The organism is Sphingobacterium thermophilum (assembly GCF_039541675.1).
Classification (GTDB): Bacteria; Bacteroidota; Bacteroidia; order Sphingobacteriales; family Sphingobacteriaceae; genus Sphingobacterium; species Sphingobacterium thermophilum.
In genome coordinates this window covers 170,276-193,335 of record NZ_BAABGR010000029.1, presented here as the reverse complement: position 1 = coordinate 193,335, position 23,060 = coordinate 170,276, and the positions used below count along the sequence as shown (strand labels likewise).

The 23,060-nt window shown below is 39.1% G+C and carries 19 protein-coding genes and 1 riboswitch; of the genes, 4 read left to right on the top strand and 15 right to left on the bottom strand.

Annotated elements, in window-relative coordinates:
- Positions 1-164: 164 nt before the first annotated feature.
- On the bottom strand, positions 165-1,343 hold the full coding sequence (locus ABD873_RS10590) for an N-acetylmuramoyl-L-alanine amidase (protein WP_345068156.1): 1,179 nt from the start codon (positions 1,341-1,343) through the stop codon (positions 165-167).
- Positions 1,344-1,528: 185 nt separating this feature from the next.
- A complete protein-coding gene (locus ABD873_RS10585) occupies positions 1,529-2,590 on the bottom strand; it encodes a fatty acid desaturase family protein (protein WP_345068154.1) in 1,062 nt (353 codons plus the stop codon).
- Between the two features lie 266 nt (positions 2,591-2,856).
- Between ABD873_RS10585 and ABD873_RS10580 the strand changes: the two genes are divergently transcribed.
- Both ABD873_RS10580 and ABD873_RS10575 read left to right on the top strand, forming a co-directional pair.
- Positions 2,857-3,780: a helix-turn-helix domain-containing protein gene (locus ABD873_RS10580; protein WP_345068152.1), complete on the top strand. Its 924-nt coding sequence runs from the start codon at positions 2,857-2,859 to the stop codon at positions 3,778-3,780.
- An 86-nt stretch (positions 3,781-3,866) separates the two neighbouring features.
- Complete coding sequence (locus ABD873_RS10575; RefSeq protein WP_345068150.1) at positions 3,867-5,069, top strand: MFS transporter; 1,203 nt, start codon at positions 3,867-3,869, stop codon at positions 5,067-5,069.
- 160 nt (positions 5,070-5,229) lie between these two features.
- Here ABD873_RS10575 and ABD873_RS10570 read toward each other — a convergent pair whose 3' ends face one another.
- From ABD873_RS10570 to mnmE, 13 genes are all read right to left on the bottom strand, one after another.
- Positions 5,230-5,469, bottom strand: a complete 240-nt coding sequence (locus ABD873_RS10570) for a hypothetical protein (protein WP_345068148.1) — start codon at positions 5,467-5,469, stop codon at positions 5,230-5,232.
- Positions 5,470-5,516: 47 nt separating this feature from the next.
- A riboswitch (SAM-I-IV-variant riboswitch) is annotated at positions 5,517-5,610 on the bottom strand.
- A 288-nt stretch (positions 5,611-5,898) separates the two neighbouring features.
- Positions 5,899-6,594: a M48 family metallopeptidase gene (locus tag ABD873_RS10565; RefSeq protein ID WP_345068146.1), complete on the bottom strand. Its 696-nt coding sequence runs from the start codon at positions 6,592-6,594 to the stop codon at positions 5,899-5,901.
- Entirely contained in the window at positions 6,591-9,749 is a 3,159-nt protein-coding gene (locus tag ABD873_RS10560) for a type I restriction endonuclease subunit R (protein ID WP_345068144.1), read from the bottom strand. Before ABD873_RS10560 ends, ABD873_RS10565 begins: the two co-directional genes overlap by 4 nt.
- A 259-nt stretch (positions 9,750-10,008) precedes the next feature.
- Entirely contained in the window at positions 10,009-10,752 is a 744-nt protein-coding gene (locus ABD873_RS10555) for a DUF3800 domain-containing protein (RefSeq protein WP_345068142.1), read from the bottom strand.
- Positions 10,753-10,763: 11 nt separating this feature from the next.
- A complete protein-coding gene (locus ABD873_RS10550; RefSeq protein WP_345068140.1) occupies positions 10,764-11,003 on the bottom strand; it encodes a DUF2188 domain-containing protein in 240 nt (79 codons plus the stop codon).
- 11 nt (positions 11,004-11,014) lie between these two features.
- Entirely contained in the window at positions 11,015-11,614 is a 600-nt protein-coding gene (locus tag ABD873_RS10545) for a transposase (protein ID WP_345068138.1), read from the bottom strand.
- A gap of 40 nt (positions 11,615-11,654) precedes the next feature.
- The gene (locus ABD873_RS10540) at positions 11,655-12,929 is read right to left on the bottom strand and encodes a restriction endonuclease subunit S (RefSeq protein WP_345068136.1); all 1,275 of its coding nucleotides are present in this window, start codon (positions 12,927-12,929) and stop codon (positions 11,655-11,657) included.
- Between the two features lie 45 nt (positions 12,930-12,974).
- Positions 12,975-13,340, bottom strand: a complete 366-nt coding sequence (locus ABD873_RS10535) for a virulence RhuM family protein (RefSeq protein ID WP_345068134.1) — start codon at positions 13,338-13,340, stop codon at positions 12,975-12,977.
- A gap of 121 nt (positions 13,341-13,461) precedes the next feature.
- Complete coding sequence (locus ABD873_RS10530) at positions 13,462-13,842, bottom strand: GxxExxY protein (RefSeq protein WP_345068133.1); 381 nt, start codon at positions 13,840-13,842, stop codon at positions 13,462-13,464.
- 190 nt (positions 13,843-14,032) lie between these two features.
- Positions 14,033-15,577 (bottom strand): type I restriction-modification system subunit M, encoded by a 1,545-nt coding sequence (locus ABD873_RS10525; RefSeq protein WP_345068131.1) that lies wholly within the window; start codon positions 15,575-15,577, stop codon positions 14,033-14,035.
- Positions 15,567-16,244 carry a restriction endonuclease subunit S gene (locus ABD873_RS10520; protein WP_345068129.1) on the bottom strand — a complete coding sequence of 226 codons (678 nt, stop codon included), beginning with the start codon at positions 16,242-16,244 and terminating at the stop codon, positions 15,567-15,569. Before ABD873_RS10520 ends, ABD873_RS10525 begins: the two co-directional genes overlap by 11 nt.
- Before the next feature lie 438 nt (positions 16,245-16,682).
- The gene (locus ABD873_RS10515; protein ID WP_345068127.1) at positions 16,683-18,428 is read right to left on the bottom strand and encodes a GmrSD restriction endonuclease domain-containing protein; all 1,746 of its coding nucleotides are present in this window, start codon (positions 18,426-18,428) and stop codon (positions 16,683-16,685) included.
- A gap of 307 nt (positions 18,429-18,735) precedes the next feature.
- Complete coding sequence (gene mnmE / locus ABD873_RS10510) at positions 18,736-20,115, bottom strand: tRNA uridine-5-carboxymethylaminomethyl(34) synthesis GTPase MnmE (protein ID WP_345068125.1); 1,380 nt, start codon at positions 20,113-20,115, stop codon at positions 18,736-18,738.
- Between the two features lie 121 nt (positions 20,116-20,236).
- Here mnmE and ABD873_RS10505 point away from each other — a divergent pair, with 121 nt between their 5' ends.
- Both ABD873_RS10505 and ABD873_RS10500 read left to right on the top strand, forming a co-directional pair.
- Positions 20,237-22,402 carry a glucoamylase family protein gene (locus ABD873_RS10505; protein WP_345068123.1) on the top strand — a complete coding sequence of 722 codons (2,166 nt, stop codon included), beginning with the start codon at positions 20,237-20,239 and terminating at the stop codon, positions 22,400-22,402.
- A gap of 57 nt (positions 22,403-22,459) precedes the next feature.
- Positions 22,460-22,969 (top strand): OmpA family protein, encoded by a 510-nt coding sequence (locus tag ABD873_RS10500; RefSeq protein ID WP_345068121.1) that lies wholly within the window; start codon positions 22,460-22,462, stop codon positions 22,967-22,969.
- Positions 22,970-23,060 lie beyond the last annotated feature (91 nt).

Below are 23,060 nucleotides of genomic sequence, written 5' to 3'. Positions count from 1 at the left end.
ATAGTGGTTACTAGACGTAACTTAAAATTGAAATTATACTTCTGTTTTTTACTCATAAAAATGCCCCAAATAAGTGTCTAACTTTTTGGGGCATGTCTAGAAGCTTTAGACTTTTTCTATTTCTTATCAGAGGCTATCTACTTTACGTTCGAGAATTTCTCATGCTACTGCACTTCTTTCAGCCAGCGTACTATGCCGCGATAGATTCTTTCCGCGGTCTGTTTATGAAATTTCTCGTCGAGTATTCTTTTTTCATCTTCTTCATTACTGAGGAAAGCAATTTCCACCAAGCTATTAGGATATTCTGTTGGTGAATTTAGCAGGAAGTTAAAGTTACCTATGAGGCCGAATTCGTTCAACCCCAGCTTCAGCATCTCATCCAGAATGTGTTGAGACACCTTTCTGCTGCCATTATGATGGTAGTACGTACTTACTCCTTTCACTTCAGGGCGTGAGGAGGCGTTCAAATGCAGGCTGATTAGTAGGTCTGGCTTTACCTCGCGGAGCATAAGCACTCTCTTGGTAGTAGCTATGTCTACATCGTCGGTACGAGTAAGATATACATTTTTCACTCCTTTCTTTTTCAGATAGCTTTCCAGTTCTTTGGCAAATTTCAGTGTATAGACCTTCTCTTCCGTTCCCTTTCGGCTTACCGCTCCTTTTGCCGTACCTCCGTGTCCCGCATCTATAGCTATAAACAGGTTCTTTATTCCCTTTTTTTGAGGAGCATGTTTGACGGCGATGCGCAGTGACTTATTGTTATAGCCTACGCTGTATCCCCAATTTTGCCTTCCTTTCAGCTCAATATGAATGCGGAAGACGTCCTTCTCGACTTGCTCGCGGTAGACACTTTTAACGATTTTTGTCTGACGCAGCTGTGTAATCCATGTAGTGTTCGAATTGACGCCAAAGACATCCACCACAATCTTGTTGGGTTCGGTAAGCTGGTAGCTGCGGTAAGGAAGTCTGTCCGGAAGGCTTACCGTCAACACGTCATAGTTATCCTTGGCCGACAGATGCCACGAACCACTCAGAAACTTACCTTCTCCAAGGGGATCTTCAGCAAATCCTCGCCTAACAAAATATTTAGGGATATAACAATCCCAGTTCTGTGACAGCTTAACCTTATATCGATCCCCTACCGAGTCAACGACTACCATACGTATGGCCGTATCCAAGAAGCCCATCTTATCGGCGCCTAGTCTTACCACGCCATCGCTATATTCAATATACGGCAGGTCTCCTGTGGTACGTCCAATCCAGGCTTCCTGAGCTAATAATGGAGACCAGAATCCTAATAGAATTAATAAAAAACTCGAAGCGGTAATAAGATTTTTTTTCATCGGTTTAGCGTATAGGTATAGTTTGATGATAAACATAGTAAAAATGCTGAAGAATAGCACAACAAAACGTTAAAATCATGTATTATCACAGTGTTATACCACAAAAAAAGCCCCTACAGGGGCTGTATATTATGTATGAACTGAAATCATAGCATGTTAATCCTATCTTTTTATGTATAATTGGCTTAATGAGCCATCATCTTAATCACACGGATATGCGAATGTAGGGCGGAAAAGAAAGTACGATATTCGTTATATTTTACATTGAACTCCAGACATGTCGACTTCAAGATTTTATTCAGTTGAGGGTAATGAATATGACTAACCTTAGGAAAGAGGTGGTGCTCCACCTGAAAATTCAGTCCTCCCAGCAGCCATACTAAAAGCTTACTGTTTGTGGCAAAATTAGCTGTAGATTGAAGCTGATGAATCATCCACTCTTCCTCTACGCGATGATTGGCTATAGTCTTGAATTCGGTCTTATCCACCACATGCGCCAGTTGGAACACCGTAGCCAGACAAATACCACAAACAACACTCGCAATAAGGAAGCCTACCAATGCAGGAACAACACCAACCACAAGCATCGGAAGGGTAATAAACAACTGAAAATGCAGAAACTTACTTATCCAAAAGATGACTTTTTCTTTTACCGGAAAAGTGAATTTATCAGAGCTCGTGCCAAACCGCTGTTTAAAATATTTCTCATAATCTTGAAAGAAAATCCACGCCAAATAAGAGATAGAATACAAAAAGATAAAGTAAACTGGCTGAAAACGGTGATATTTCTTTAGCGACTGATCAGGGTGGATACGCATAAATTTCACATCGATATCATGGTCCTCTCCATTAATATTGGTAAAAGTATGGTGTGCAATATTGTGCTTTATCTTCCAAAAAAAGATATTCCCTCCTAGCAGATTCAAGCTGTAGGATAATACGGTATTAACCTTCTTGTTATCGGAAAAGGAATTATGTCCCGCATCATGCATTATATTAAAGCCTATAGCAGCGAAATTAATACCTAAAAGGACGCATAAAATCACGCTAATAGCCCAGTGGGGCTGCACAAAAACGAGCACACTGTACAATACAGCAAGACTTGTTAATAATATGATAGCTTTTATAATAAGCTTGCGGTTGCCGGTCTTCTTAATTAAATCTTGTTGGAAATATTGGTTGACTTTTAACTTGAGGGATTTAGAGAATAATGCGTTGGCATTATTAAATTTTACTTGGGTATGCATTAAAATGTATTGGGTATTATATTTTTTATTTTTTCAAATTAACCATTTAATTTCTTCAATATGAATTATTTCACATTATTTAACTTTTGATAGGCAATAAAGTACAACGCGTCTTAGTAGGCAAAATAGCTTTACAGTAACTTCTTTACTTCTCATGCTTTTAAGATTTGTGTCATTTTACAGGTAATATAATCCGTAAATCTTCCGTTATAAAAAGCAATCCTTGTATCATAGCCTGCAGCTAACTATATTTGATTTATATAAATATGGAAAGAACGGAAACTTTAAGAGATTATTATGAATTTGCAGGAAGGAAGATTCCTGAAGACCTGCTTAAGCACAACGGCGTACCTCGTCATTTCAATATTCTCAAGCGCAAAAACTGTACGGTAGGGCTTCCCTTCGCACGTCGCGATTATTGGAAAATAACCCTACTTAACAACAAAGCGCAACTTAAGACCAAACAGGAGACCGTCATCATTGACAAGCCCTGCATCATCGTCTCCCAGCCCAAAATGGCATACAGCTGGAAATCGTTCGACGAAGATCATACCTCCGGATTTATATGTCTTTTCACTGACGAATACCTCACCTATGACCTGAAATTGATTTTCAACCGCCTGCTTCAGGTTCTAAAAGCTAACCGCACCTCTTCGTTGTTTCTGGATCAAGATACCTACGATCTTATGTTCTTTTATTTCCAGCAACTCTTTGACGCATATCACAGTGATTTTGAATACCGGGAAGAGATGGTGCAGAAGTGGCTCCAACTAATAGTTTACCAGATTATATGGAAGCAGTCTACAAATTCTCCTTTCTTAGTGAAACAGGGTTCCCCAAACTGGGTAGTAAACGCATTTGTCAATGCTTTAGAATCACAGTTTCCTATCGATTCGCCGCATAACCCTATATCCCTACGCAGCCCCTCCGACTTTGCACAGTTGCTTAACGTCCATGTCAACCACCTCAACCATTGCCTCAAAGTTCAGACCGGCAAGTCCACCACACAGCTTATCAATGAAAGGATTGTGGCCGAAGCTATCAGCCTACTCAAATATTCGGACTGGAACATCTCTGAAATTGCAGAAAGCTTAGGCTTTGAATACGTGCAACATTTCACACTATTCTTTAAGAAAAATACGGGTGTCACGCCAAAGCAATATCGTGCAACCCAGGCAAGGGATATTTGATTTTTATAAATTCTTGTTTGAATCGATTAGCGGATACCTCTATCTCTCATTTTAATTTTGCTTGCTCACAAAAGGAAAAAAGCAAAATGAAAACACTAAAGCATGAAAATGTAGGTATCAGCACCTTTCTGGCATTTGCCCTTATTCCCATTTCGGGTTTCGCCATGGATGTGTACATTCCCTCGTTTCCTCATATGGCGAGTGAGCTGCACCTTAGCGAATCCGATATCAAATTGACCTTGACCGTCTATTTAGTAAGTTACGGACTCTCCCAGCTCTTCGTGGGAAGCATCTCCGACAGTTTCGGACGCTATAGGATTAATCTTATATCTCTGCTCGTCTTGTTTCTTTCCTCATTAGGCATAGCATGGAGCAGTAACATACACGTGATTCTATCTTTACGACTCATCCAAGCCATAGCTATCTCGTTTATTGTGGTATGTAAAAGAGCCTTCTTCGTAGATGTCTTCACCGGAGAAAAGCAAAAAAATTATACCAGCATGGTCACCGTGGTCTGGTCAACAGCGCCTATCCTCGCCCCCTTTGTGGGCGGGTTTCTGCAGGAAGCCTTCGGCTGGCGGGCCAACTTTTACTTCCTCGCCCTCTATGCTCTTATCCTGCTCATCCTAGAATGGATATATAGCGGAGAAACCTTACCTAAGAAACAGCCTTTCAAGCTTAAGAGTGTTATGTCCATGTATAGAGAACTTTTGAATGCTACTGACTTCAGCCTCGGCATCCTTGTGTTGGGACTTAGCTACAGCATGATCATGGTCTTTAGCATGAACATAGCCTTTATCGTAGAACATGAACACCATCTCACCGCCGTATATTCCGGGTACTGTGCACTTATTTCCGGCTTAGCCATGTTTTTCGGGGGACTCTGGAGTAAAAAGCAGATAAACAAACCTATATATCAGAAACTTCAGCTCTCCATCCGCTCGCAGTTCATCATTCTAGCGATTATGCTTTCCACAGCACTCCTATTTCATCAGCTGTACATCATGATGGCTTTTGTCTTCCTTATCCATTTTTGGTTGGGGTTCAGCTATAACACCTACTTTACCTATTCGTTGACCAGCAGACCCCATTATGCGGCCACCGCAAGCGGACTGGCCAGCGGAGGCTCCTACGTCATCTTCTCCATAGCAAGTTATGTGGTGGTCAACCTCATAGATATCAAAGATCAGCTAACTCTGGGCTTGGCCTATCTCGTATTGCTCGTCTGTGTGCGCCTTACCCTGATCGTTGTCCGTCAAGCACTGCAAAAAGCCCCTACCGTAGCTTAAATACCATAAACCTCATAAACATCTACGCCCAATCTTCTTAAGGATTGGGCATAGACTTTAATCTGTTGCAAAAAGAATTACATGCTTATGGCTTTAGGAACCATTATAGAAAATAAAAATAAAGCCGACTAATTTATATTAGTCGGCTTTTTCTGGAAAATCAAACAACCAATTTGCTTTCCTGAAGTCTTACCTTGTGTTTAAGGGATATTCCATGGTCACCTTGAAGAACAGAGGCATCTATCCTTCGTTTTTCAAATTGGAGACACAGAGCTTTCAAAAAGTAAGCCCTTGAACTTACCCATCCCGGATTATCCACTTCTTGGTTAAAACGCGCTACCAATGCCTCGTCCGACAGACGGGCTAATTCTTCTTCGAAAATTTTAATCTTTTGTTCCATGATTTGATACTTTTAAATAAAACCTAAGTACCAATCATTAAGAGAAAGGGAAAACCATTTTTTGACCGGAAGGCCCTCATCCTTTGACCACCGTGGTTGGTTCAACTCGGTTGGTGTACCCATGTACTCTTGATGATTGTGATGCTATGTTAATAAATATTTGGGAAATAATAAATTTTTTTTGTGAGAAATAATCTTTACGAAGCCTACAATAGATAGGTAAATTGGATATTTTCCAATATAAAACAACTTTACTCATTGGATATTAGCTCATTTTAATATTCAGACATTAATACTAATTCAAGTCCAATTTTTGAGTTGAATGTTTCTTCATTTCCAAGTGTGTTATTGCTAAGAATAATGTTGTTTAACACTTTCCATTAACGTTTTCGGAACTTGGCGTTCGGGCAGTAGATTTTTCTCTGATGATTATTTATAATTATCCAGCTTCTCCTTTCGCTTCTCCCAATCGGGCATTAACTGCGTTAATAGTTCAAAGAATTGTTGACTGTGGTTTTTATGGACGATATGACATAATTCGTGCATCACCACATACTCGATACACCGCTTTGGGGTATGTATCAATCGTGGATTAAAAATGAGTTTGTTCTTCACCGTACAGCTCCCCCAACGGGTGGGCATCTCCTGAAAGTAAATTTCAGACGGGGCTTTGTACCGCTCGCTAAACTTCTTAATAATTGGCTTGGCAATTTCGGTGATTTTTTGATAGGCTTTTTCTTTTAACCATTGCTCCAATACTTCTTGTGCATAGGATTTATTCTTTACCGTTACCAAAAACAAATTTCCCTTATAGCTTACTTCGTTTTTACCGCCTATTCCTACCATTACTTTATAGCGTCGTCCTAAGTAATTCACCGAATATCCCGACTTGGCGATAATGTCATTATTGACCGTGTCCATACCAAGGAAATAGGATTTCTGTTTCAGAATCCACATCGCCTTTCGTGTCACAGCTTGATGTATTTTATCGAGACTCAAGGTCTCTGGCGCGGAAACCTCAACACTGGTATCCGGGTTCACTTTTATTCCCACAGTCTTTCGAGCTGCATAACGCAACTCAAATTCGATGGTATGTCTGCCAAATTGTACATGTTCTTTCATCATTTACTACTTGCTATGGCTATTTCAATGGCTTTTTTGGTCAATTCATCGGCTTTGTCCATCGGCAAATCCATAACATCCATTAAGTAATCTCCAAATTCCAATTCAATTTTATTGATGATATCAATTCGTTTATGCCAATCTACTATTTCGCAAGACGAAAGTATTTCATCGAACATTAAAGCAGCGTCAACTTCTTTGCCATTTAATAGTTCTTCCGATTGGAACAAGTGATAAATACCAATATTTCTGCGTTTGCCTTGCAATTCTTCAGGTACGGCATCTCCTCCACCTTTTAGGGCTTGCTCTTTTATTTCTTGTAAACGCTTCAAGGCTTCCAATTCTGAAAGACGATTAGCTCGCATTTCGGCTATGGTTTCTGAAATCAACTCGGATAGTTTGCGAAACAATACTGGATCTGTGTCGATATTTACAGTAATATATTTTGAAGTAGCAGCTGCTATTTTCTCTGCTTTTGCTCGGGAACTATTTATTTTGCTTAGTTCTTCTTCAAATGCTTCGGTATCCAGAATATTTATCGGCTCAACCAGTCTGATGATATCTTCGGTAATCACATGCTGATCTAATAATTTTTGTAACTGCTTTTCATACTGCGCAAAACTTATGGTATCGGCATAGGTGTTATTGGCAGCCACACGAATTTGGGCAAATTTCTTTAAGGCAGACTTGTATTCCTCCATGACAGCAGCAGGCGTTTGTTCGTGGAATTCGCGTGTGGACAAAGCAATCTTAAATATTCTGGAGAAAATACTGAATTTGGAATAAAATTCTTCTCTCAAGGCTTCATCTGCCAAAAGCGTGACATACTCATCGATATTGTGTTTATTTTTGATGCTTTTGAATAAATCCAGAACATCCGCATACGCTCTAGGTAGTTTTTCTACTTCGACTTTGATATTTGTAAATGCGCCTTTTAAGTCTTCCGGATCAAAGCCATCTGTATTACCAGCATAGGTTTCCATAGCTTCTTGTAACTCTTCCATAATGCCGGCATAGTCAATGATGTATCCATAATCTTTCCCGGGATACACACGGTTTACACGAGCAATGGCTTGCAACAATGTATGCTCTTTCAATTTTCTGCACAAATACATCACTATCGTTTGCGGCACATCGAAGCCAGTAAGCAATTTATCGATAACTATCAGCAATTCAATACTCTCTCCATGTTCATACTGCTGAATAATCATCTTATCTATATCATGGCCGTATTTTGTTTTGAGCATTTCATAATATTGCTGCACTTCGGGAGATTCTGAGCTGTGCACATCTTCATTGTTCTCCCGCGTGTCAGGAGGAGACATGACAATTTCCGTCCTAACTTTTCCGATAAGGTCAAATGCTTTTTTGCATTTAACTGCCGTCAATTTATCGGGGCAAACCACCATCCCTCTGAATCCGGAATGCTGGCCTGTTTTGTCTACACCCCAATTCTCTTGGAAATGCTTGCTGATATCAAAGGCTATTTGATAAATGTTTTGGTCGGTTTTGGAAATCAGATTGGCTTTGCTCATTTTTTTCTTCAAGTCCACTTTCTGATATTCTTCCAAATCTTCCATCACCATATCCACGCCTCTATCCAAAGCAGATTTATTGACATCCTGTAGCGCCAAACGACCTTCATACAGTATCGGTACAATCGCACCGTCTTGTTCTGCCTCCACAATGGTGTAGGTGTCGATAATGCCGCCAAATTTTTCTGCGGTGTTTTTTTGCTTTTTCATCAATGGCGTACCTGTAAACACCACAAAGCAGGCATTGGGCAATACGCGCTCCATATTGACATTGAAGACCCCGTGCTGTGTACGATGCGCCTCATCTATCAATACAAAAATATTGGGACTATCTGCCTGTGTATGAGCCAAATTTTTAACGGCAGCATCAAACTTGTTGATAATCGTTGTAACTACAAAATCTCCATTTCCTTGCAATAAACTTACCAATTGCTTGCCCGAACCGGCATTGGAAACATCTATTTCTACCTTTTTTAGGGTTTCTGTGATTTGACGGTCCAAATCGGTACGGTCGGTGACAATGATGATTTGCGGATTCAGAACTTCCTGCTTTATCTTTCTGGCCAGCATTGCCATGGTCAAGGATTTACCACTTCCTTGAGTATGCCATACTACCCCGCCTTTGCGTTTGCCATTGCGAATGGGCTTGATGCGCTTCATGATTTTGTTGATGGCAAAAAACTGTTGGAATCGGGCTACTTTTTTCACCACACCTCCTTCGAACAAAATAAAATCCTTTACGATTTGCAACAAACGTTCGGGGGCGGCCAAGCCATACAATTGGATATCCTGAGCGGTAGGCGCTACGGGCAACGCATATTTTTCTTCAAAGCTTTTTCTGTCTGCAACGGTTCTGATATCGGGATGAGCAAAAAGTTTATCCACCAACTCACTAGCCAATGGACGATTGACCAATTCTTGAATAGCTTCTTGATAGTGCTCGTCTTTTTCTTTCCATACAGCCCAGAATTCTTCTTTGGTATTGGTAGTGGCGTATTTGGCTTCTATCAGACTAAGCGCCATTAAGATTTGGCTATAAACATAGAGGTGTTGAATACCATTTTCTTGTTGATTGCGGATATGTTGCGAAATAGCCTGTTTGATGGGCTCTTTGATGGTTGGACTTTTGCACTCGATAACCGCCAATGGAATCCCATTCACAAAAAGGACTATATCGGGTCTGTAAGTGTCCTTACGACCGGTACGCATTACCGAAAACTCTTCCGTAAGGTGGAAGATATTATTCTCTGGATTTTCCCAATCGATGTATTGGATAGTATGACTTTTCTTATCGCCATCAATGGATTGCTCCAAAGCCAAACCAAAAACCAAAAGATTATAGGTCTGATTGCAAGCTTGCACCAAGCCTTCGGACAAAGGAACGTCCTTGAGCTTCTGGATAGCTCTTTCAATATTGGCTTCACTAAATTGGGCGGTTTTACGACCCAGTTTTATTTGATTGATATGGTGCAAGCGCTCCCGTAAAACATCCGTAAGGATGACATTACTTTCTCTCCCTTCGCGCATGGCCAATGCTTCTGCAGGTGATAGGTATTGATAGCCTAAATGACACAATAATTTAAGCGCTGGTAATTGTGATATATTGTCTTCTGTGAATGGCATGGTTTTTCTAATTTTGATTAACCAACTAATCTTTTTATTTGTTTTTCAAACACTTACAAAATTCAGTTATAAAGTTTATAAATACAACCTAACCAAAAATTAAGATTTAAGGTTTGTATTGTACAAACTTTTGACTAATTTTGTATATAAATAATTTATCTGCAAATCTTCTCCAGTAAAGATATAAGTCGGCTTGGCATTGACCGCTTGTTGGTGTCGGGTCGCAAAAAATCCTCGGTTTTTGAACCGGGGTATTTTTTTATCTTCTAATAATTCCCCAATTATCATATTTTGATGCTTCTTTTAATAAAATCGGTTCTAACTTTTGAAATTGATATTCTAAGCCAAACTTTTTCAAACTTCCTTTAGGAAACTCTTTTCTATAAAGTACGTGAGCGACCATATCAACGGATTGTATGAAGTAGGAATGCTGTGAATTTCTTGAAAACGGATCTTCAATGATATTGTCTATTGGAACATTATAAAAACCGTCGTAATGTGAAGGTGTAGGATTGTAAATTCTCATTTTTCTTTGTAAGGCCATAAGTTTTTTACTATCGGTATCGTCGGGTACAATTATCCCTTTGTCATTTACAGTCCGCTTCAGAAATCTATCAAAACGTTGCAATAGCCTCGACCATGCAAGTTCAAATATATCTTTTCCTGGATGTTCATTCTTATTCAAACAAACATTAATAATTTTAGCAGTATCAAAAATTATAGGCAATTGAGAACAATAATCCTTAAGAATATTCATCCTATTGCTTTTGGTAATGCTCGCCAACTCTTTAGCTTTATTAATTCGAATCAACTCTTGTGCATGAATTTCAGTCCTTTGGTTTAAACCATAGGTTTCTTTTAACTGTTTACGAAAAATCTTCAATCTGCTCAAAAACTTGTCCCAATCATCTTGGGCTATAATCAATCCTGAAAGAATAAAATGTTCAGACGAGCCTATTCCCCGACCAGTATCACCACTTTCATCAACATACATTAAGTACATATATATGGAATTTAATGTTTCTTATCTTTAGGAGGATTCGGATCATTGCCATAACTATTAGGATTCTGAATCTTTCCATCTTTGCGATGAGGGATTAACTCAGCTCCTTCTTGCTTTGCTTTTTCACGACTCCAATCCATCGCTTCCTTTTTGGTATCAAAATGCTTAGAATCTCTTTCTGCATTTTCTCGTTTTGAATTCCAACCACCTTTTTCGGAATTGGGAACTACATGTCTTTCTTTTCGTGGCATATTTTCAAATTTTATTGATTGTAAAATTTATCGTTGTTCCAATTTTTCGGATTGTTGATTATGTATTCTGAAATGCGTTGATAGGATTGTTCATCACGAATGATATGTTCCCAATAATTGCGTTGCCACAATTTGCCATTGAATGGTTCCCATCCCAAATTTTTAACCCCACGGATGTATTCGTTTGTGGACATGGTTTTAAACCATTGCACCGCCCGATGTAGGGGCGAACCTTTGTGTTCGCCCGAAACGGGTGGTGCATCAATCGAAACGGGTGGTGTGATTATGGATTGGTTGGGGGTATCATAGGGGCAGACACGCAGATCTGCCCCTACGGTTACGACATTTTCAATGATACAATGGAAATGGTTGGGCATTACCACCATTTCATTGCATTTTTTGTCGGGGTATTTATTTTCTAATTCACGATACCATTTTTCCACCATCTGTCCTGCATCATTCAATATCATTGCACCATTCACAATTTCACCAAACAAACATTTCCTATCCTGCACACAAATGGTAATAAAAAACAACCCCGCCTGCGAATAATCATATCCTTTCAGGCGGATGGATTTACGGTGGTGAATGTTTGGATTGTATTTGTTCATATTATTTTCCTTTTTATTGGGCAGACAAATAGGTCTGCCCTTACAAAAGACGTTTTTTCCCCGTCAACAACTGCTGCATCAACCCCTTCTTCTGCTCTTTCAACTGCTTTGCTTTGGTTTTAAGCAGGCTAATTTCTTTATCTGCTGCTTGCAGTACTTGAGCAATGGCAATTTGTTCTTCTATTTCTGGAATTTCATAATTGGTCGCAAGAAATGGCTCTACTTTTACTGCCATTCTTTCAATGAGCGTTCCTTCTAATATTGAAGCATAATAGGCTATTTGCCTAGGGGAAGAAACTAAATAGCTAATAAAATCAATATCGTAACCTTTCTTTACAGACAAGACTTCATATATCGGAGATAGTAGCACTTTGAAGGTTCGTATATGCTTAGCTATTGCTCCCCACCTTAAATTTGCAGGATTAAATACAATATCATTGGGATATACAATCTTATAATTCTTGCTTGATTTGTCTTTTACTAAAAATTCTCTTTCATATCTGTCTGACTTTTCTGTTACACCATTTTCTATAGTGAGTGAGAATAATGGAATGCTTCCATTATTTGGTGCTTGTTCATTTCTTTGAACGAGAAAATCAGCTGCATTGCATTTTATCCAATCCCTGTCAAATCCTTTTAACCGTTTTTTCCCCGTAAGCAACTGCTGCATCAGCCATTTTTTGCGTTGTTCTTTTTGGCGGATGAGTTGTTCGGTAAGTTGGATGGCTTTGTCCCAAGTGCTGAGCACTTCGGCAATGCGCTTCTGTTCGGGAAGCGGCGGAAGAGGGATTTTTACACTCAGTAAAGTTTCTTTAGACAAACTATATACCTTAGTCCCTGTAGCCAATTTCTGAAATTGTTTTCTAACACTTTCATTTAATGCAACATACCCTTTAAAATAAGGAGCAAAGAAATTTCCTTTTTCTCTCAATAGAAAGGTATGTAATCCTGCAATAAGCTTCTTTTCATCTAAATTGACTATTTCTACAGATTTACCTACCCCATCATAATCTTCTGAAGCATCACATAGAACCCAATCTCCTTCTTTTACTACTTCATATTTTTTTAATTTTTCTTCTGTTATACTTGGTAGTGTTGCTTTTGAGACATCAAGGTGAAAATCAAATTTTGTATGAATATCCCCATAATGTAGATATAATATTTCGCCTTCTTCAATCAAATCAGCTCGAGAATAAGAAGCTGTTGGAAAAGAATTAAAAATTTCTCCTATTTTCTTCACCTCCCAATCGGCAGGGATTTTTCCGATGGGTGTGTCTTTGTAGGCAGTTTGTGTATGTGGTGTTGTGGTGCTCATAGTTTTAATTTTAATATTTTTATATACTCAAATATCATATTCATATTAACCGTAGTAAATATTACAGAAGTCTAACTCCCTGCTGACTTGTCGGTTACCTTCTTGTTGAACTATTCGAATTTTTCGAATAGTTGAACTTTCTTCCAGTTCTCCGGATTTGAAAATCTCTTTTAAATGGTAGTTAACAGTATTGACTTCTACATCAAATAGTTCCGCAATTTTCTTTTGCGTGAGCCAGAAGGTTTCATCTTCAAAGCGGATTTCCACTTTGACATCGCCCTTTGAGGTGGTGTATAATATGATTTGAGATTCCTGCATTGTAATACTTTTTTTGTCTGAATCACGGATTTTGTTGATTACACGGATTACACGGATTTGTTTTTTATTTAGTATACCGAAAATTGTATCCAACTTAGCCCTGAAGGTTCTCTTTTATGTTTCATTTTTTTTCTGATTGTACGGTTTGTATTCCAATTTAAAAAAATCTGTGCTATCCATTAATCTTTTAAATCTGTGATTCAGACGATAATTATTATAATACTAGCCTTTTGAAGGTTAAACTTTTGCTTCCGAAGTTGATAAGCAGTCCAACTTCCAGCTTATATGCTTTCAAATAATTCAATACTTGAGCTAAATGGACGTCTTCTAGCTGTACAATTGCTTTCAACTCTACTAAAATTTTTCCTTCCACTATAAAATCTGCCCGTCGCGTTCCTATAGGTTCGTCAAGGTCCTTATAATATATTTCTTGTTCTTTTTCTCTCTCAAATGCCAAACCAGCCTTAAACATCTCATACGCTAGGGCTCTCTGATAGATTACTTCCTGAAAACCGTTCCCAAGAAATTTATGCACTTCAAATGCAGCACCTATAACTTTTTCTGTTATGTCCTTATATTTCAGTTCAGCGTTCATAACCCTTTAGTGTTTAATTGTCTGAATCACGGATTTTGTTGATTACACGGATTTCACGGATTGTTATTTGTTATAGTAATTTATCTATTTATATCTTGCTTCAACCTGTGCAGAAAGCTCTCTTTATCTGTTTCACGTTTTTTCTGATTGCACGGTTTGTTGTTCAATTTTAAAAAATCTGTGCAATCCATTAATTTTTTAAATCTGTGATTCTGACACCCAACTCCTTCAGATACACTTCCATCTTCGCTTCTACCTCTGCCAACTGCAGCTTAAGATTGCTTATCTCTGTTTGTACGGCTTTGATGTCCACCTCTGGTTCTTCTTCAAAGGTATCCACATAGCGGGGGATGTTCAGGTTGTAATCGTTTTCACGGATTTCAGCCATATCCGCGATATAGGCAAATTTGTCTTCCACCACACCGGCATTCATCTCTTCATCATGGAATTGCGTAAAGACATCTACGATGTGCTTTATGTGCTCAGGACCAAGTATGTTTTGGTTTTTTCCCGGAACAAAATCTTTGCTCGCATCGATAAACAATACTTTGCCTTTGTTTACCTTTTGCTTGTTGAAAATGATAATAGCCGCCGGGATGCCCGTACCAAAGAATAGGTTGGCAGGCAATCCTATTACCGCTTCAAACAAATCTTCCTCCAATACCTGCTGACGAATCTTGCCTTCAGAAGCTCCTCTAAACAATACGCCGTGAGGCACAACAACGCCTGCTTTACCCGAAGCATTCAAAGACTCAATCATATGAGAAATAAATGCCCAGTCGCCTTTGGATTTGGGAGGTAACCCTCTATGAAAACGGTTATACGTATCCGAACCTAATTCTTCTGCACCCCATTTGTCCAAAGAAAAAGGAGGATTGGCCACGATGGTATCAAACAGCATCAATTTATCGCCTTCTTTGTGCTTAGGATTGCGCAAGGTATCTCCCCAACGAATCACCGCACTGTCGTAGCCATGCAAATACATGTTCATCACCGCCAAAGCCCAAGTACTACCATTGGATTCCTGCCCGTACAAGGAAAAATTATTATCCCCCACTTCACGTCCGGCTTTAATCAATAAAGAACCAGAACCACAAGTAGGGTCATAGATGCGAGAACCCGGTTTGGACTTGGTCAACTTGGCCAATAAGGTAGAAACCTCTGCAGGCGTAAAGAACTCTCCGGCTTTTTTACCCGAATCGGAAGCAAAATTGGCAATCAAAAATTCATAAGCACCGCCTATCACATCATTGTTTTCCAAATTATCAGAAGACAACTTTAGTGGATAAAAATCATTCAAAAGATCACGTAAACGTGCTACTTTACCTTTTTCATCACCTAAATTCGAAGAGTTGAAATCGATGTTTCTAAAGATATTGGAACCGTCCTGCCCGCCCAGTTTTTCACGATTGGCTTCCTCCAATTCTGCCAAAGCGTGGTTAATCATTTCTCCAATCTTGGGATTGTTGCGATGTTCGTAGAGATAATAGAAATTGGATTCTTCGGGTACAACAAAACGCTCACGAGACAAAGCTCTCTGGACACGTTCTTCGTTACCATCGTATTTTTGGAAATATTCTTCCTTTTTTTCGTTGTAAACATCTGTTACATATTTCAAGAAAAGCATGGTCAGGATATAGTCTTTGTACTGAGCCGGGTCGATGGTGCCACGAAACGTATCACAAGCTTTCCAAACGGTATTGTTAATGTCTTTCTGAGTGATTTTATTTGCCATTTCTGATAGTTTTAAAAGTTAATGCATTGATGTATGCTTCCTGTGAAGCTGCTAATTGTTTTAGAATTTGGGTTCGTTGTTTTTTCAATTGATCTAATTGAACAATTTTTTCTTGAGTGGATAGCTTTGGAATGATTATTTCCAATTCACCGAGCTCCTGCTTTGTGATGGATGGAATGGTCTGCGAAGTCTTTTTTGCATTAAAAATTTTCAAAGTTTCCGGATGATTCAGATACCAAGTTAAATAGGCCGGATTAATATTTTCATCCACAATCGTCAGCACCAAGAAAACAGCACTGGCAATAGCGTTTTCGTATTCATTTTGAAACAAATAAGCAAAAAATCGATTTCCCTTTGCGTTAAAAAGGATTTCGTTGCTCTGTAAAAAATTTCGACTGATGCTATCCTTGTACAAGACATTCGGCTCCAAATCTTTTCTCAAATTCAAATCCTCATCAAAATCCGATGTCCCTATCATGCGCACGAAAGCATCCGTCAAAAGACGTTCATCTTTGTTCGAAGTCTTTGGTACAACCATCCCCGATCTTATCGCGACAATTTCTTCTAGTTTTCTGACCCAATTCATAGGATCAAATATAATTAAATCACAATAAACTTCAAAATTTATTTTTATAGTAATTGTATTACTAAAAAATATTGAATACAAAATTAAGAGTATTTTATAGCATATAATTACGGGAAACCGTACGAACAAATAATATATTCCTATCAATTATTTTTTGTATTTAGCGCTACTTTAAAGGCTTAAGAGTTTGTGCGAGAGCTGATAAACGAACGTACACAACAAATCTTGGAGGAAGTCAGACAAAAAGGTTATCTGTATTCCTACTTGGATTAGGAATGTTGTAAAAGCGATAAATAAATCAAATTGAAAGATGGTAAAGAAAGAATTATCAAGAAGGAAATCGTCGATACATTTTCCATTAAAAAGGGAAATCTGTGAAGTGGAGTTTTTTAAGATTCACTATAAGCTATTGGAAATTCTCTTTTAAAAAAACAAAAACCTTGTCAAATGATGCCTTGACAAGGTATAAGTAGAAATCTTCTCTATATTCAACCAAGATAATTTCTATTTCTTAAAATATCACAATTTGTAATATGCGTCTTTCACAACCTGAGCTATTAACTTTCTTCTTTCCAAAAGAAATTCCTGATAATTCATTTCTTGCCAATTTTCAGGAAGAGCGTGCCAATATCTCATATTAAGAAATTCTTCTTTACTAAATCTTTGCTCATAAATGGGTAAATATGCTCTTGGTTCTTTATCGTTAATCGCAATGTTATCACTCCATTCTACTAAAGCAAAATTAGCAATCTGATTGATATCTCTCTTCTCGGTAATTCCATTTCGCGTCAACCATGCTTTAGGAAAAAGATGATGCCTTTCCAAAGGAGATTTATTAGCGCGCAAGCCTGCTTCCAATAAATCTTTTACTTGAAGTTTGGAAAATAAACCTAAAGCATTGTGAATATTTAAAGCTGCATAATAAGCAAATAATGAGGGAGAACGAAAGGACGAAGTAGCCAAATCCATTGGAAGAGTAACCTCCCAAAAATCAGGAGTTAATTGAGAATCTATTATAGAATTCATCGCATTTACAAAATCCTCAGCCGATTTCACCGTACGAAATTTTGCTAAATCCATTTCCATGGAAGTTTCCGGCGAATTGGTATATCGACCTGTTATGGCACACATAAAAAACCATTTTGCAATGAGTTTCTTCAAATTAAATAAATCGACTTTATAATCAATCCTACCTAGCAAAAAGAAGACATAGGAATATAAAATATTGTTGTTTGAAGAAATATAGCTTTCATTATTATAACCGGCCTGCTTTAATGCTTTGAGAAACTCATGCCAATGTTGGATATCCAAAGCTTGAGCTTGAGCGTCTTTCAATTTTTCAAACTGAAGTGTCCTTCTTTCTTCACTAAATATACCTGTTTCTAAATCCTTTCCTCGTAATATACTGTAAATATATTGAAGTCTAGCTCTTCTAAATGCCAAACCAACAGCAACCCTGAGCATTTGTTCAGGCTTTGGTACAATAATATAATTAAAAGGTGTAGCCTGTGTAGTAGAAGGAGTTCGAGCGTCTCGACAAAAGTTCTCCAAATTGGTTCTACCCTCATCCCAAAACACACTCATAAGTGTCAAAATAAAGTCCGCTTGGTTTAAAGCTTTTCCTTCTGAGTTAATTCTTACAAAAACATCCGCTACTTGCTCTTCGTTAATCTCATGCGACAATTCCAAAACTGAAAATGGATAATTCTCCAAATTCTTCAATCGCATAAATGCCTCTTGAATTTTCATTTCCAACTCATCCGATACCTCAATATGTTTTTTTAAATTGGAAATGAAGTCTATAATCACCTTGAAGATATTAATATTTGGCTGCCATAGATCCGAGATATTCTGATAAAATCTTGGATTTTTACGTATGGCAGCATCAGGAACTTCAAATTTTTCTTCCAAAGGATTAAAGGCTATTACAATTTTTGTCTTCACATAGTTTTCCCGAACTACCTCTTGTCCTTTCAAAATTGCATATAAAGAAGTTAAGCGCTGTTGTCCATCTACAATTAAAAGGCTGGGGTACTTTTGTTTCTTATCTGTACCAATTCCTTTTACCCCTTCAATGTTGGCATTTTCCCAAAACAAAAAGTATCCCACCGGATACCCTCTATATAAACTATCAAAAAGATCTCTAACCTTAGTGTCTTTCCAAACAAAAGGACGCTGGATATCAGGTAATCCAATTGTTCCTAAATCAATATTCTGAATTAAAGTATTGAGATTATATTTTACATCTTTAAATAGTGTGGACATACTAAAACTTGATAAGGCAAAAAATATAGTTTTTTATTTTAACTTTTTCGGATTCTCAATAAAAATTGATTTTCTACTATCTCTTCCATATAACTATCTATTGACCATTATATTTCTTTTGGGAGATAAGACTGTCAGTCTAAAATAAGAAATTAACAAATACCGTTTAATAAAACTCAATAAAAAAATTATCGAGGAAAAATAAATAACAGCGCGGAAAAACAGTTTATTCAATACCCCAAACACAAACAAAAACCCCTGAAAACTAAATATTCTCAGGGGTTTGTATTTTGATGTTTTTATACAATTACTTCCCGATGCAGAATTTAGAAAAGATATTATCAAGCAGGTCGTCGGTAGTTACGGTGCCGGTAATCTCCCCTAGGTGGTGCAAGGCCTGACGTATATCCATCGCTAGGAAGTCCGATGTCACGGGGTTATCTATGCCATACAGCACCTTTTCCAAGGCTTCGGAAGTGCGTTGTAAGGCCTCCACATGGCGAATATTAGTCACCACCACATCATCGGTATTGATATTTGCCAAGTTCACCTGTTTGAGCAGTTCATCTTTGAGCTCTTCAATACCTTGCTGCTCCTTCGCTGAGATGTATAGTGGCTGCAGAGCCGCATAAGGTTGACGTGCCTCTTCTGTCAGCAAATCCGACTTGTTGATAATCGTAACAAAAGGAATGTTCAACGTACGAATCTCCTCAATCTGCTTTTGTACCGCATCAATATCGTCCTGCGTAGGGTCGAAAAGGTAGATGATAAGACGAGCCTGCTTCATCTTTTCTAGCGTACGCTCTACCCCTTTGGCTTCGATAATATCCTCGGTCTCCCGGATACCCGCTGTATCTATAAAGCGGAAGGTAATTCCCTTGATGTTGATTTCATCTTCTATGGTATCACGTGTCGTACCTGCAATGTCAGACACTATGGCGCGTTCCTCATTTAGCAGAGCATTCAGCAAGGTGGACTTACCCACATTAGGCTTACCCGCAATGACTACCGGAACACCATTTTTCAGCACATTACCCTGCTCGAAAGACTGGATAAGTTTCAGTACTACCGCATGAATCTGCATGATGAGCGCCTTGAGCTGGTCGCGGTTGGCAAACTCCACATCTTCTTCCGAAAAATCCAGTTCCAGCTCTATGAGCGACGCAAAGTGTACCAAATCTTCACGCAGCTTCTTCAGTTGGTTGGAGAATCCTCCCCGCATCTGCTGCATGGCAACCTGGTGGGAGGCGGCCGAGTTGGAAGCAATAAGGTCTGCCACAGCTTCTGCCTGCGAGAGATCCATACTACCGTTCAGAAAAGCTCTCAGCGTAAACTCTCCCGGACGTGCAGACCGCGCCCCCTGCCGAATCAGCAGACTAAGGATACGCTCAATAATATATTTCGAATTGTGGGTAGAAATCTCTACCGAATTTTCCTTCGTGTAGGAATGGGGCGCAACAAACAAGGACACTAACACCTCGTCGATTATTTCCTCCCCGTCCCGGATGGTGCCAAAATGTATAGTGTGAGACTTCTGGCGGGTCAGATCCTTACCCTTAAATACGGAATTCACCAAAGTGATGGCGTCTGGACCCGACACACGGATTACCGCTATTGCTCCCTGAGCTCCCGGAGAGGTGGCCAATGCCACGATAGTGTCTTGTGTGTTGAAAGTACTGTTCGACATAAGTGCAAAGGTAATCAAGAACTCGCTATAAAACGAATTTATAGCGGCGTGAAACCACAAAATGACGCAATTCGGCCGTATATGATAAAATCCTTATTTTTGTAAATAAACTATATCTGCGATGAATCGAATTCTTTATAAACTGCTTATACTCTTAGCATTTCTTAACTGCCGACAGTTAATTGCCGATACGTATCCCGAAGTAGTATTTGACAACAGCATTGTCAATGGCACCTACGCAAAAAGTACGGTAAACTATTCCGGAAAAAGCTGGGTGGAAAACATCAACAAGCACTTGCTTGTATCGGACACTATCTTCTTTACTCCGGGCAATGCCCTATCTTTAAAATACCTTTCTTCCGAAAAAGGGTATTGGGAAACAACCATAAACTACAACCGCTTAAAATATAGCTATGTACCCGAACAGGATGAGGTGCTTAGCCTCTGGCTCTATGTAAACAGCAACAGCACTAAGATAAGTGACTTACCCAACATTTTTATCCTTCAGGCTCGTCAAAGGAGTAGTGACACTTTAAATATAGAGCCATACATCACTAATTTTCAATCTAATAAATGGATACAGATAAAGATTCCCGTAAAAAATTTTAAGAATAAGAATATCCAAATTACGGGGGTAGGCCTGTCACAACCTAAAAAGAGCAAAGGCTACCATCATATTTATCTCGATCAGATAGAATTTTTGCCGAACCGGTATTCGGAAATTCCTCTACGCTCACCAGCAATGTTGAGTGATGCCAAAAGTTACGATAAGACAGTACACCTCAAATGGCAGTTGCCTTTAACGCCGAGCATACGTTTTATCAAGATTTATCGCTCTACAGACGGCAAAAACTTTAATCCTGTAAGTATACGTCCAATACATATGCAGTCCTGCTTCGACATCGTACCACAAATGGGACAAAAATATTACTACAAAATCACATGGATGGACTATAACTACAAAGAATCTCCATTCTCTTCGGTGAAAGAAGTAGAAGCTAAACCTCTAGGGGACTCCAGCATCATCAAACTCGTACAGCTGGCCCACGTAAACTACTTCGTGGAGAATTTCGACGTGAACACGGGAATGCACCTCCCTTACCGCTCCAAACATAAAGTCATCGTATCCACCAGAGAGACGGCAGGTGCTATCTTATCCCTGCTTGTGGGCGTACATAATGAATTCGTCTCTCGTCAGACAGCCTTAAACCGCATCTCGAAGATTGTCTTCTTCCTGCTGCGTTCACAAAATAAACATGGCATTCTTCCGGCCTATTACGATGGCCGCAGAGGACTTCCCGAATATATTCAGGAAGATGCTATATACGACGTACAGGCCACAGCAGAAATTGTCGAAGCTCTACTGGTGGCACGCGAATTTTTCAATAGTGACAACGACAACGAGAAAGATCTGCGCAACAGGATTACACAGCTTTATAACCGTATAAATTGGCAGGAGTGTCTCACGCCCGACAGCCGCTACCTGCAAAAGAAGCTGTCGATGCTGGAAAATCCTGATCTAGCCAACCAAGGTCTTGTAGGATTTGACGAAGCTATCAACACCTACCTGTTGGCTATGGGTAGCCCCAAAAACAGCATCTCACAAGACTTATTATATAATGCCATCTATGACCCGCTAACACCTCAAATAGAGCACCCTGAGCTGCAACAAGCACCAATAACCGACAGCTTGACCCAAGATACGCACGAACAGACCTTGGCATTCTTGGATAGCATCACGGCAGAGCAGAGCGATATAGACACCACCATCTTTGGTCTGAAACTTCCTTTCGGCATCTACAATAAGAGTGTCATGAATATCTATCGTCCTTTCTTGACCGTAAAACCGGAAAGACTTCATGATACCCTGACCAACTGGAAACAAACTCTGACTAACTACGTCCTTTACACCAAGCGTAGAGATAACGAAGTAGGTGTCGGTGCAGCAAATAGCGATATCTGGGGGTTTTATCAACATAGAGATACCCTCAACAGAAGTTTCCGCATCAATCCGGCGATAGCTTCTTCGGCAATAATGGTAGACGAATACCTCGGCAACAGGTCTATTCTTACGCTATACAGACAATACGGTCATATTCTTTTCACCGAATATGGTTTCAGGGCATGGCTCGACCTTCGTAATAATGATGCCTCCGACGAATACATGTCCTTCAACCAAGCTGCCGTAGCCATAGCTATAGAAAACGCTCAGTCAGGTTTGATATGGAATCTATACGACAAAATTCCCGAACTCCAGAAAGCTCGGGAAACAATAAATACAAAATAACTGCACAAAAATTAAAATATTGGCCTATATTAGTAACTCATTAGAGTGAATATGATTATGAAAAAAACATATTTATTTGCATTTCTTATCGGAATAATAAGCTTACAAAGCTGTAAACAGCAGCAACTTACTATCTTACCGGGAGCGGTAGTGTCTACAGACGGTACGGATGATGGACTCAAAAATGTGAAATCCGAATTCGACAACGCCACACGTACGGAAGAGGGCATCAAATTCTCACTGTCTTCCGATGTACTGTTCCCTACCAACTCGTCGTACCTTACACAAGAGGCAAAAGCCGAACTCGATAAACTGATTAAAATTCTCAAAAAAGACAATAAAAAAATCCGTGTAGATGGACATACAGATTCCACGGGAGAAGAAAAATATAATATCTGGCTGTCAGAAAAACGTGCAGCTTCAGTGAAGAAATACCTAGAAGATGGAGGTGTCAGTGCCTCTCGTATCACTACCAAAGGCTATGGACCAAACAAACCTATTGCCGACAACAAAACGCCGGAAGGTAGACAGAAAAACCGACGTGTGGAGGTGGTAATCTTGGATTAATACCATACAACCAAAATATGAGCGAAGGACGACAGAAAATGTTGTCCTTTTTTATTATTTTGTATAACTAGAACACTATTAGCGCATTGCA

Coding starts and splice junctions, on each gene's coding strand:
- ABD873_RS10580 (WP_345068152.1), top strand. CDS start 2,857: ATGGAAAGAACGGAAACTTTAAGAGATTATTATGAATTTGCAGGAAGG.
- ABD873_RS10560 (WP_345068144.1), bottom strand. CDS start 9,749: ATGCCATTCACAGAAGACAATATATCACAATTACCAGCGCTTAAATTA.
- ABD873_RS10590 (WP_345068156.1), bottom strand. CDS start 1,343: ATGAAAAAAAATCTTATTACCGCTTCGAGTTTTTTATTAATTCTATTA.
- ABD873_RS10525 (WP_345068131.1), bottom strand. CDS start 15,577: ATGGCAAATAAAATCACTCAGAAAGACATTAACAATACCGTTTGGAAA.
- ABD873_RS10565 (WP_345068146.1), bottom strand. CDS start 6,594: ATGATGAAAGAACATGTACAATTTGGCAGACATACCATCGAATTTGAG.
- ABD873_RS10545 (WP_345068138.1), bottom strand. CDS start 11,614: ATGAACAAATACAATCCAAACATTCACCACCGTAAATCCATCCGCCTG.
- ABD873_RS10570 (WP_345068148.1), bottom strand. CDS start 5,469: ATGGAACAAAAGATTAAAATTTTCGAAGAAGAATTAGCCCGTCTGTCG.
- ABD873_RS10500 (WP_345068121.1), top strand. CDS start 22,460: ATGAAAAAAACATATTTATTTGCATTTCTTATCGGAATAATAAGCTTA.
- ABD873_RS10555 (WP_345068142.1), bottom strand. CDS start 10,752: ATGTACTTAATGTATGTTGATGAAAGTGGTGATACTGGTCGGGGAATA.
- ABD873_RS10575 (WP_345068150.1), top strand. CDS start 3,867: ATGAAAACACTAAAGCATGAAAATGTAGGTATCAGCACCTTTCTGGCA.
- ABD873_RS10530 (WP_345068133.1), bottom strand. CDS start 13,842: ATGAACGCTGAACTGAAATATAAGGACATAACAGAAAAAGTTATAGGT.
- ABD873_RS10550 (WP_345068140.1), bottom strand. CDS start 11,003: ATGCCACGAAAAGAAAGACATGTAGTTCCCAATTCCGAAAAAGGTGGT.
- mnmE (WP_345068125.1), bottom strand. CDS start 20,115: ATGTCGAACAGTACTTTCAACACACAAGACACTATCGTGGCATTGGCC.
- ABD873_RS10540 (WP_345068136.1), bottom strand. CDS start 12,929: ATGAGCACCACAACACCACATACACAAACTGCCTACAAAGACACACCC.
- ABD873_RS10585 (WP_345068154.1), bottom strand. CDS start 2,590: ATGCATACCCAAGTAAAATTTAATAATGCCAACGCATTATTCTCTAAA.
- ABD873_RS10505 (WP_345068123.1), top strand. CDS start 20,237: ATGAATCGAATTCTTTATAAACTGCTTATACTCTTAGCATTTCTTAAC.
- ABD873_RS10515 (WP_345068127.1), bottom strand. CDS start 18,428: ATGTCCACACTATTTAAAGATGTAAAATATAATCTCAATACTTTAATT.